Here is an 11,806-nt window from a genome sequence, read left to right as displayed (position 1 = left end):
TAACTACTTATCAAAAAATTTTTGCCTTATCCTCAAGCATTTTTCCAGCGCTATCTCTAAACCCTTATTTACTGTGATTGGCATAATTAATTTCTTGTCAGCGAACGACGAGACCAGACTCAACAGACGGAGATCAACTATGGCTTTCTTTTCTCTAGCCTTTGGTGCGGCAACTAAAAACCGTGACGGTAAAATCATCGAAGCGTTTTTTCCAAACCCAGTTCTTAACCCAAGCGACAAGCTAGTAAACGCGCTAGCGGCGGTAGCTGGATACGAGCAAGGCAACCAAGCTATCGAGATCTCTGCAGCACAAAGCGCAGAACTTGCATCAGCTTTCGAAGCTAACGGTGATGCTGCAAACGCATCATTTGCAACTAAAGCAGCAGAATCTGCACAACCACTTGTTTTGGTTATCCTAGCTTCTGACGAGCAGCCACAATCTGTTGCTGAAGGTTTCCTAAAGCTACAACTTATCTCTAACCGTTTGGTTAAGCCACACGGCACCGTTCTGGATGGCATCTTCGGTCTGCTACACAACATCGCTTGGACAAACGAAGGCCCAATCGACCTGCCTGAACTAGCAGATCGTCAAATCGAAGCTCGTTTGGCTGGCCGCACACTAAGCGTAGATTGTGTCGACAAGTTCCCTAAAATGGTCGACTACGTGGTACCAACTGGCGTCCGTATCGCTGACACATCTCGTGTACGTCTTGGCGCACACGTGGGCGAAGGTACAACGGTTATGCACGAAGGTTTCATCAACTTCAACGCTGGTACAACAGGCGTGAGCATGGTTGAAGGCCGTATTTCTGCGGGTGTTGTTGTTGGTAATGGTTCAGACATCGGTGGTGGCGCATCTATCATGGGTACGCTATCTGGTGGCGGTACTGTGGTGGTTTCTATCGGTGAAAACTCACTTCTAGGCGCGAACGCGGGTCTTGGTTTCCCACTAGGTGACCGTTGTACGCTTGAGTCAGGTCTATACGTAACTGCTGGTACTAAAGTACGTATGCTGGATAAAGAAGGTAACGAAGTAGAAATCGTTAAAGGTCGTGACCTTGCAGGCGTATCGGACCTACTATTCCGTCGTAACTCTCAAACTGGTCAGGTTGAGTGTCTTGCGAACAAGAGCGCGGTTGAATTGAACAGCGAACTGCACTCAAATAACTAATTTTTGAATCAGAATATAAAAGTCCCCCAGCCGGAAACGGTTGGGGGATTTTTGTTTCTGCAAGTTTTAGATCACCAGTTGAAACACAGTAAACCAGTGACTAGAAATAGCGTAGGAACACGGCTTGATAGTGAGGCAGAATGTTTAAACAAGAAGTAGTATTCCACTGCCTGTTTAAATAAATATTACGCCAGCGCTTCCTTTTCACGCTCTTTTTGCTCGTGATGCGCGCGTTCGCCCAAAAACGCATAGGTCAAACACACAATAGAAGTAATACATGAGCCGATTAGGATCATAAACCCGCCATCCCAACCAAAGTGGTCAACCGTATAGCCAAGAATGGCGTTGGCAGCGACCGCACCACCTAAGTAGCCAAATAATCCTGTCAGACCGGCTGCTGTACCTGCTGCTTTCTTCGGCGCTAACTCAAGCGCATACAAACCAATCAGCATGACAGGGCCGTAAATCAAGAAGCCAATCGCGATCAGGGCCATCATATCTACGGTCGGATTGCCTGCTGGATTGAACCAGTAAACTAGAACCGCAACGGTCACCAGTGCCATAAACAGAATACCCGCAGGAGCACGACGTCCTTTGAACAGCTTGTCGGAAATCCAACCACACAATAGCGTGCCAGGGATACCTGCCCACTCATACAGGAAGTAAGCCCAAGAAGATTTGTCTACCGAGAAATCCTTCGCTTCTTTGAGATAAACTGGTGCCCAGTCCAACACACCGTAGCGAATTAAGTAAACAAATGCGTTGGCAATTGCGATCGACCATAATAACTTGTTGTTGAACACATACTTAAAGAAGATCTCCTTCGCCGTCATTTCCTGTTCGTGAGATTTATCGTAATCATCTGGGTAGTCATCTTTGTACTCTTCAATCGACGGAAGACCACAAGATTGAGGAGTATCTCGAACCGTCATCCAGATAAAGACCGCGACCAACGTGGCAAAAAAAGCAGGAACGTAAAATGCGGTACGCCAGTCGTCGTTAAAAGCCCAGAGACCGAGAATAAATAGTGGCCCGATCAAACCGCCACCCACGTTATGGGCAACGTTCCAAACAGAAACAATCTCACCACGCTCTTTACGCGACCACCAGTGAACCATAGTTCGGCCACATGCTGGCCATCCCATACCTTGGAACCAACCGTTTAGAAACAACAGGATAAACATCGCTGTTACACTGCCCGTTGCCCATGGCATAAAACCAAAGCAGAACATGACCAGCGCCGACATTAACAAGCCGCCACTTAGGAAGTAACGAGGGTTAGAGCGGTCAGACACACTGCCCATCAAGAACTTAGACAGTCCATATGCGATAGACACAGCGGCAAGCGCAACCCCGAGATCTCCACGACTGAAGCCTTGCTCAATAAGGTATGGCATGGCCAAACTAAAGTTTTTTCGGACCAGATAATAGCCCGCATAGCCGACAAAAATACCAATGAAAAGCTGCCAACGTAGACGAGAGTAGGTGCTATCAATACTGTCTGGGGATAGACGATCAATGTGCGCCTTAGGTTTGAATATTCCAAACATAGGAACCTCATTATTTATTATGCGATGGTAAGTAACCTAAAAATAACAAACGAAACAAAACAAACATTCGTTCGAAACTCTTCGCATTGTATGAAGTTAAAACTCTATTTCTGTGACAAATGTTGCATACGAATTAAATTATAGTAAATACAGTTAATTAGAGCTAATTAGTTAGAACTAAGTTCAACTTTACGCATATTTCGTTAATATTGGGGATGTTTGCAAAAGAGCATTCCCTCACCAAGTCGCGAAATTAATACGACGAACACAGAGTGACTAACGTGATAAGCACCTTCCCAATGGCGCAACCGAAATTAGACGCAGAGTTGAAACAAAACTGGCAGCCACTAGCACTTCTCAAGGTCTAGAACGGACATTGCGTTTATTTCATCCTTTCATCGAACCTGCATAACTCCTTATAAGATCTAACTATTTAGGGTTACTTATTATGCTAAACCAGTGCAACAAATCACCTTTCACGCAGCAGCCTCACAAAACTCCTCTTACCAGTTTCCCCATTCCTGTTCGCATCGGTAACATGAATGACGAATCACATCTTAAGTTTCAAAAATGATGGTTTCCAAGTTTCTTTTATGATTAAAAGATGCGCCATTTAACAAAAATTAAGAGTTTGATTAACATTTTTATGCTCAAACGCGCAATTTTAATGTTCGTTTATTTTCGAAAGTACATTTATGTGCACAATACTATCGTGCTAGATAAGCAAAAATAACTAAAGGACTCTTACCATGACAACCAACAAACACCCTTCTCTGTTCGGAGAATGTTTGGCCGAATTTATCGGTACAGGACTACTTATATTCTTTGGCGTTGGCTGCGTCGCAGCCCTGGTGTTAACTGGCGCATCTTTTGGACAATGGGAAATCAGCATAGTATGGGGCTTAGGTGTTACCATCGCTATTTACTGTACCGCCGGCGTTTCAGGTGCCCACATAAACCCAGCGGTGACCATAGCTCTTGCCATGTTCCATGGCTTCGATAAGGCGAAAGTATTGCCATATATCATCGCTCAACTACTTGGCGCGTTTTGTTCCGCAGCTTTGGTCTACAGCTTGTACGCCAACCTCTTTACTGATTATGAAATCGCACACAATTTCGTTCGTAGTAGCCAAGAGGCCTTAGCAACAGCAGGAATTTTCTCCACCTATCCAAACGCTTCTCTCACTTTCTTGGGCGCTTTTGCTGTCGAATTCGTTATTACTGCGGTATTAATGTTTGCCATTCTTGCGCTGGGTGATGAAAGCAACGGTGCGTCTCGCGGAGCAATGAACCCGCTGTTGATTGGTATTCTTATTGCTGTTATTGGTGGTTCACTTGGTCCACTAACCGGTTTTGCGATGAACCCCGCTCGTGACTTTGGACCAAAACTGTTCGCCTACTTTGCTGGCTGGGATTATGCGCTGACTGGCGCGAAAGATATCCCTTACTTTATCGTCCCTATTCTTGCCCCAATCGCAGGTGCTTGCTTTGGTGGTTGGCTATATCCAAAAGCGATTGCAGCTTACCTTCCACAACAAGGTCACGGCTGTACGATACCTAACCAGTGTGACACAGAAGAAACAGAACAAGCTCGTGTTTAGAGCCGACACACCCCGAACATTTACTAAAATATAAATAACGAAACAAAAGGATTCTTACCATGACTGAGCAAAAATACATTGTTGCCCTAGACCAAGGTACGACAAGCTCTCGCGCAGTAATTCTTGATCATGATGCGAATATCGTCAGTGTCTCTCAGCGCGAATTTACTCAGATTTATCCGCAAGCAGGTTGGGTTGAGCACGATCCAATGGAAATCTGGGCAACACAAAGTTCAACCTTAGTTGAAGCTTTAGCTAAGTCAGGCATCCGCAGCGATCAATTAGCGGCTATCGGCATCACAAACCAACGTGAAACTACGATTGTCTGGAACAAAGAAACAGGTAAACCGGTTTACAACGCTATCGTCTGGCAATGTCGACGTACCGCAGAAATTTGCGAAGACTTAAAACGCCGTGGCTTAGAAGACTACGTACGTGATAACACAGGCCTAGTGCTTGACCCTTACTTCTCTGGTACCAAAGTGAAGTGGATTCTTGATAACGTCGAAGGTGCCCGCGAAGATGCCGAAGCAGGCAAACTGTTATTTGGTACGGTTGATACCTGGCTGGTTTGGAAAATGACACAAGGCCGTGTACACGTAACTGACTACACCAACGCTTCACGTACGATGCTGTTTAATATCAACGATCTATGTTGGGATCAAAAACTGTTGGATGAATTAGGTATTCCAGCGTCAATGATGCCAGAAGTAAAACGTTCGTCGGAAGTGTATGGCCAAACCAACATTGGTGGTAAAGGCGGTACACGTATCCCTATCGCAGGTATTGCTGGTGACCAACAAGCTGCGCTTTACGGACAAATGTGTGTTGAAGCGGGTCAGGCAAAGAACACCTACGGTACTGGTTGTTTCTTGTTGATGAATACTGGTCAGGAAAAAGTGACCTCTACACACGGCCTGTTAACAACATTGGCATGTGGCTCGAAAGGTGAACCGGCATACGCACTCGAAGGCGCGGTGTTCATGGGCGGTGCGTCTATTCAGTGGCTACGTGACGAGCTTAAGATTCTTAATGGCGCAGAAGACTCTGAATACTTCGCAACAAAAGTGGACACATCCAACGGTGTGTACGTCGTGCCAGCCTTTACTGGCCTGGGCGCACCATACTGGGATGCCTACGCACGAGGAACCATTGTTGGCTTAACTCGAGGTGTTAACTCAAACCATATTATTCGTGCAACGTTGGAAGGCATCGCTTACCAGACTCGCGACGTACTAGACGCAATGCAAGCCGACTCTGGAATCCAGTTGGCTAACCTAAGAGTTGACGGCGGCGCAGTAGCAAACAACTTCTTGATGCAGTTCCAGTCTGACGTGCTAAACACGCAAGTTCTCCGTCCAGAAGTTACTGAAGTAACCGCTCTGGGGGCAGCTTACCTGGCAGGCTTAGCGGTAGGATATTGGGATAGCCTTGATGAACTGCAAGGTAAAGCGATTATTAATCGCACATTTGAGCCTCACGAAGACGAAGAAAAGCGCAATCGTCGCTATAAAGGCTGGAAGCGTGCCATTAAATGTGCACAAACCTGGTCAGAGCTTCACGACGAAGACGATTAATCCCCTACCAACACGAACAAAGAGCGCCATTCGAGCGCTCTTTTTGCGTCTTATCCCCGATTCCTTGATCGCTTCACTTCTCACAACGCGCAAATTCGAGCACAATATCTCCAAATTACTCAATATATTTCGAATGTTAAGCATTGGGAGCTAGCTACCCGTGCACAATGGAGTGACAAGTGAAGCAAATACCCAGACACCAGCAGATTGTCGAGTTGGTGAAAAAACAAGGCTATGTCAGCACGGATGAGTTGGTCGAACGATTCAATGTCAGCCCACAAACCATCCGACGCGATCTCAATGAACTCGCCGACGATAACAGAATTCGTCGCTATCACGGTGGCGCCACCATCCCTCTCAGCTCGGAAAATACCTCTTACAACACACGTAAAGCACTTAACTTCAATGAGAAAGATGTGATTGCGGAAGAAGTGGTAAAACACATTCCTGATGGCGCGACGCTCTTTATCGATATCGGGACGACGCCGGAAGCCGTTGCGCGAGCACTGAATAAAAACCACAAACAACTTCGAGTGGTCACGAACAACATCAACGTTGCGACCATTCTTTACCCTAACCCAGAAATCAAAGTGATACTGGCTGGCGGAGAAGTGCGTAATCGCGATGGTGGTATCGTTGGTGAAGCCACTCTGGACTTCGTAAAACAATTCCGCCTCGATTTCGGTATTCTCGGAATCAGTGGGATTGATTTCGACGGTTCACTGCTGGACTTCGATTACCATGAAGTACGAGTAAAGCAGGTCATCATCGATAACAGTCGCAGCGTGTTTCTGGCCGTAGATCACACAAAGTTTGGCCGTAACGCGATGGTGAAACTGGGCAACATCGCTCAACTAAACATGATATTTACCAACAAGCAGCCACCAGAAGAAATTCTGTCTATTTTAAAAGAAGCCTCCATACCTCTCGAAGTCGTCAACGCAAACGTGGCGACAGAAGAAGAAAAATAAATAATTCGCTCAAACTTGAACCTTTAAATGACCTCTGCCTTACTTAGACAGAGGTTTTTTTGTGCCCAAATCACACAAACGCTCAAAAACGAAAATAAAGGATGACCATAAACGAAACCTAAGTTAGGATTGCTCTATGTTCCAAAAATGCTCGTTCGCTCACCAAAGAGGTCAAATTTATGAGTATACAAAAAAATGCTTCCACAACTGACTCATCCACTACTTTAGACTTGATCATTATCGGTGGCGGCATTAATGGGGCTGGCATCGCTGCTGATGCGGCAGGCCGAGGATTGAGTGTAGGTTTGTACGAAGCTAACGACTTTGCATCTGCAACCTCTTCAGCAAGCTCCAAACTTATTCATGGTGGATTACGCTACCTTGAACACTATGAGTTTCGTTTAGTTTCGGAAGCGCTCGCAGAACGCGAAGTAATCCTTCGCAAAGCACCTCATGTTGCGTTACCTATGCGTTTCCGTTTACCTCATCGTCCATTTTTACGTCCAGCGTGGATGATCCGCTGTGGTTTGTTCCTTTACGATAACTTGGGTAAACGCACTACGCTCCCAGGCAGCAAGACCGTTAATCTGGCAAAGTCTGGCTTATTAAAACCAGAGATAAAAACAGGTTTCGAATACTCCGACTGCTGGGTAGATGATGCTCGCTTAGTTTTACTTAACGTTCTCGCAGCACGTGAAAACCATGCGGAAGTTCGTAACTACTGCCGGGTAGAAAAAGCGCATCGTGAAAGCGGCATCTGGCATGTAACAATCCACGACACAATGACAGATCAACGTTTTGAGCGTAAAGCGAAAGCACTGGTTAACGCTGCGGGACCGTGGGTAAAACAGTTCTTTGATGAAGGACTAGAGCAAGCTTCTCCTCGCAATATTCGTTTGATCAAAGGTTCGCACATTGTTGTTCCTCGTATTCACAACGAGCCTCAGGCTTATATTCTGCAAAACAAAGACAACCGCATCGTGTTTATGATTCCGTACTTAGATAAGTTCTCGATCGTCGGTACCACGGATGTCGAATACAAAGGCGACCCACGAGAAGTTGCGATCTCTGATGACGAAGTCGATTATCTGATCGACATTGTTAACCAACACTTTGTCCACCAGCTATCGCGCGAAGATGTGGTTTGGACATACAGCGGTGTGCGCCCACTGTGCGACGATGAGTCAGACTCGCCACAGGCGATCACGCGAGACTACACACTGGAACTCGATGCGGAATTCGATCAGGCACCATTACTTTCAGTCTTTGGCGGTAAATTGACGACTTACCGTAAACTGGGTGAAGCAGCGATGAAAAAGCTGGCGCCATTCCTGCCACAAATGGGCGGAAACTGGACAGCAAACCAAGCACTGCCGGGCGGTAACTTCAGTTGTAGTCGCGAACAACTGGCGAAACAGATCCACGCCAAGTACGCCTGGGCACCAAAAGCGCTTATTCTGCGTTACGTCACTCAGTTTGGAACACAAACGTGGGAGCTAATAAAGGGAGCGACAAGTGAAGCCGATTTAGGCCAAGCCTTCTCTACACAAGCAGGTGGCGTATATCAGCGTGAAATTGACTACTTGATCAACCATGAAATGGCCCTGACCGACGAAGACATTTTATGGCGTCGAACTAAGCTTGGGCTTTACATGAGTGACGAGGAAAAGTTATCTCTTGCTGACTACTTAAAAGAAAAGTTGCAACAGAAAGTCGTGAACCTCTCACAAGTGAGCTAATGACTCCAATCCCGTGACCAAGCCTGCTTCGTGCAGGCTTTTTGTTTTAGCTGTGGCACGCAAACTTTTCGTAGACTTTTCGCTTACAATGCAATCATACTCATTCAATAAACTGCAAGTAATCTCATGATAAGGACAAGAATATGGGGTTTATGATTGAGCATTGGGATTTTTCAACGCCAATAGCAACTCAAGAAGCGACAACATCACAAGACATCACAGCGAAACACTGGTATCACTGCGAAAGGTTACATCCTGACATTCGTGGCTGGCTGGAGCAAAACCAAGTGCCTAAAGCAACCGTCGATCATTTACTCGCCGATGAAAGTCGCCCCTCTTTTCACCCTCTGGACGACGAAAACTTCATGTTGATTCTGCGTGGCATCAATATGAATGAGAATGCGTCTCCTGAAGATATGCTTAGTATTCGGATTTTATATTTCCAAGGTGCGTTGATTTCAACACGGAAAATCCCTTCGCGTGCGATTATGGAAATCCGCCAGGCTTTGGCTGAACAGAAGGGACCAAAGAGTTTGGCAAGTCTGCTTAATCAAATCATCGAAGGGTTAAACGGGAAGATTGATCTTTATCTGGATACGATTGAAGAAACTCTCAACCATTTCGACGTGAACGACGAGTTCACCTATAAGCATATCTCCGCTCAAAAGGCGCTTATTTCCATCAAACGCTTTATACGTCCACAGCAATATGCGATTCGTGATTTACTAGAATCAAGCTCTGATCTTGTGGTTTCCAGACCCCACCAGTACCGATTCGCGCACAATAATATTACGCGCATAAACGAAACCATCGACTTTTATCTGGGCGAAGTGGCCTTATTCCAGGAAGAGATTAAGCACAATCGCGATGACAAAACCAATAAGAACAGTTATCTGTTTACACTGGTTGCCACTATTTTCTTACCGACCAGTTTCTTAACTGGGCTACTGGGGATTAATATCGGCGGCATGCCTGGAGTGGACTCTGCAACCGCCTTCACTTGGTTCTGCGTAGCATTAATTATTATATTTGCTCTGGAGTGGCTGCTGCTAAAACGCTTTGGGTTAACCAACAAGAGCGACGACGAGTAGTTTCGCAAAGATACAAAAAGAGGAGATGTGCTCTCCTCTTTTTTACACTGTAGCTTTATCCTGGATGACCGTCGGTACGCGGGGTAATCAGCATAAAGCCAAATCGCCACACAAACATGCCAAACGCTAATATCCAAAGTCCTCCACTGATGTCTATCCACAGCATCATTCTGGCAGGGTCAAATATCACAGCAAAACTGCGAACCACGGCTGCAGCAATAACGGCAGCGAAGGCGATACTCATATTGGGTCCTTTGTAAATCATACGCCCCGTATGCCCCATGGTGACACGCGAAATCATCGCTAAAATCAAACCGCCTAAGGCACCTATCGCGAAGAGGTGAATCAGGTTATGAGTTGCAAAGACATCATCCCAAGTACCGCGTAGGAGCAAACTCAATGGCAAACATAAATACGCCGCATGCAACGACCAAACGAGTGGCTCACTTAAGGTTAACCATGGCTTCCAGCGCAAAAAGCGAACCAGTTGAGCCAGGCCAGCAAACACCATTAAAGGTTGACCAAATTGAGAAAACGTCACCGGGAAAAAGCTCAGAATAAACAACATCACCAAAGGAAGATTTGCCAGCCAGTCAAGCCACACCAAAGGTTGCGCTTTTTCGAAATTAAAACGACGGGCAGTAAAGAACGGAATGACCCGAGCTCCCATGACCGACAATAGCAAGGTAAACCACCACAGCATGGCGTGCCAAACCGCCGAAGAAGAAAATGGAGGCATGCCCTTCACCGTCGCGTAGCTGGCAAAGTTGGCAAATATTGCCAATAAGAACAGAGGGACAAAAAACAGGTTTCTCCAACCTTTAGAGCGGTATACTCGTATTCCTACCTCATAAGCGACAAACAATAAAAATAACGCTTCGATGGTGCTCGTTAACCACAAGGGGGTGGACGTCCAAAGTAAGACTCTGGGCGCAAGCCACAGGGCAAAAATAGCCAACAGTGTATAATGCTTAGTACCATTTATTCCCGTCCAGTTTTGTACCGCAGTCAATACAAAACCAGCAACGATTGCCATTGAGAAACCAAACAACATCTCATGTACGTGCCACCACAACGCAGGAACACCCAGAGAGCTTGGTTGTCCTGTCTGGAACATCCACACCCACAAGGCAATCGCTATGATGGCGTAAATCGCACCAAATAGGAAAAACGGTCGAAACCCTAAACGCAGCCATGCTGGGATTTTCTCTTCCACTTTTTTATCTGTGATATTCAGCATTATTTTGCCCTCGAAATTCTTTCCATGCTGGTTAGTACCAATGTTGGCAGTACTCTCATCATTCTTGCCTACGATCGTATTCTCAGCGGCTAAATTGATGCTACCACAAACATATATTAAAAATACATGTTAAGGAAAAAGATTATACTTTAGGGGTAAAGTTTGTGCTTCTATGAAGGGTTAGGTATAAAGAAAATACGCTTCGAAATTACTTAAGGGACGTAAATAACATGTACATATTCGGCTACGGCAGCTTGATTAATTCCGCTTCACGAAAGTTGACCGGACAAACAGGCGCAGCGATTCCAGTCATCGCACACGGATTAGTTCGTTATTGGGGCAAAATCGATGACAGCTACACCTTGTCTCCACTGGTCGTTAACGAAGGACAGGGACAAGTTAACGGCGTGCTACTTGAAGTTAATGATGAAGCCTTAGCAGACTTCGATCGCCGCGAACGTGGCTACCACCGCATTCAGCTTCGTCCCGATCAAATTGAAACAGACCAACCATTTAATCCCGATCACGCGATTTGGGTTTATGTAAAAGATGAACCACTGCCACCCTGCTCGAATAGCCCTATCATGCAAAGCTACGTTGATACCGTTTTGGCTGGTTGTTTAGAAGTTTCGCACGCTTTTGCTGAGCACTTCGTTAGGCATACCGTGGGTTGGCAACACGCGAAAGAGAATGATCGCCATCAACCGAAATACGGAAACGTCGCGGGTGTTCATGACCATCATTATGAAATGATTGATGCGTTGATTGCTCAGCATGCTTAGTTTCTCCCCCCGATTCTTCAAAACTTTTTAACTCCCGATTAAGGAGAAGTCCTTGTTCGGGAACCTATCATTAAGAATAGGTAT

Annotated in this window: 9 protein-coding genes; 7 read left to right on the top strand and 2 right to left on the bottom strand. The window is 45.9% G+C overall.

The window, feature by feature from the left end:
- The first annotated feature begins 139 nt into the window (after window positions 1–139).
- The gene (gene dapD, locus OO774_RS03410; RefSeq protein ID WP_264904702.1) at window positions 140–1,171 is read left to right on the top strand and encodes a 2,3,4,5-tetrahydropyridine-2,6-dicarboxylate N-succinyltransferase; all 1,032 of its coding nucleotides are present in this window, start codon (window positions 140–142) and stop codon (window positions 1,169–1,171) included.
- Window positions 1,172–1,356: 185 nt separating this feature from the next.
- Here dapD and glpT read toward each other — a convergent pair whose 3' ends face one another.
- Window positions 1,357–2,721, bottom strand: coding sequence for a glycerol-3-phosphate transporter (gene glpT, locus OO774_RS03405; protein ID WP_264904700.1), 1,365 nt, complete (start codon window positions 2,719–2,721; stop codon window positions 1,357–1,359).
- Between the two features lie 749 nt (window positions 2,722–3,470).
- On the opposite strand from glpT, the gene OO774_RS03400 reads away from it, so the two are divergent.
- The 5 genes from OO774_RS03400 to OO774_RS03380 all read left to right on the top strand — a co-directional run bounded on the left by OO774_RS03400 (window position 3,471) and on the right by OO774_RS03380 (window position 9,700).
- Window positions 3,471–4,322 (top strand): MIP/aquaporin family protein, encoded by an 852-nt coding sequence (locus OO774_RS03400; RefSeq protein WP_264904699.1) that lies wholly within the window; start codon window positions 3,471–3,473, stop codon window positions 4,320–4,322.
- 59 nt (window positions 4,323–4,381) lie between these two features.
- On the top strand, window positions 4,382–5,899 hold the full coding sequence (gene glpK / locus OO774_RS03395) for a glycerol kinase GlpK (RefSeq protein WP_264904697.1): 1,518 nt from the start codon (window positions 4,382–4,384) through the stop codon (window positions 5,897–5,899).
- Window positions 5,900–6,078: 179 nt separating this feature from the next.
- Window positions 6,079–6,870, top strand: a complete 792-nt coding sequence (locus tag OO774_RS03390) for a DeoR/GlpR family transcriptional regulator (RefSeq protein WP_263837346.1) — start codon at window positions 6,079–6,081, stop codon at window positions 6,868–6,870.
- A gap of 179 nt (window positions 6,871–7,049) precedes the next feature.
- The gene (gene glpD / locus OO774_RS03385) at window positions 7,050–8,609 is read left to right on the top strand and encodes a glycerol-3-phosphate dehydrogenase (RefSeq protein ID WP_264904696.1); all 1,560 of its coding nucleotides are present in this window, start codon (window positions 7,050–7,052) and stop codon (window positions 8,607–8,609) included.
- Between the two features lie 143 nt (window positions 8,610–8,752).
- The gene (locus OO774_RS03380; protein ID WP_264904695.1) at window positions 8,753–9,700 is read left to right on the top strand and encodes a CorA family divalent cation transporter; all 948 of its coding nucleotides are present in this window, start codon (window positions 8,753–8,755) and stop codon (window positions 9,698–9,700) included.
- Window positions 9,701–9,755: 55 nt separating this feature from the next.
- On the opposite strand, the gene OO774_RS03375 is transcribed toward OO774_RS03380, so the two are convergent.
- Window positions 9,756–10,940: an NnrS family protein gene (locus OO774_RS03375; protein ID WP_264904693.1), complete on the bottom strand. Its 1,185-nt coding sequence runs from the start codon at window positions 10,938–10,940 to the stop codon at window positions 9,756–9,758.
- A 230-nt stretch (window positions 10,941–11,170) separates the two neighbouring features.
- Here OO774_RS03375 and OO774_RS03370 point away from each other — a divergent pair, with 230 nt between their 5' ends.
- Window positions 11,171–11,722, top strand: a complete 552-nt coding sequence (locus OO774_RS03370) for a gamma-glutamylcyclotransferase family protein (protein WP_264904691.1) — start codon at window positions 11,171–11,173, stop codon at window positions 11,720–11,722.
- The last annotated feature ends 84 nt before the right edge of the window (window positions 11,723–11,806 follow it).

Source organism: Vibrio sp. STUT-A11 (genome assembly GCF_026000435.1).
Lineage (GTDB): Bacteria > Pseudomonadota > Gammaproteobacteria > Enterobacterales > Vibrionaceae > Vibrio.
This window is presented reverse-complemented; position numbering and strand designations above follow the sequence as displayed.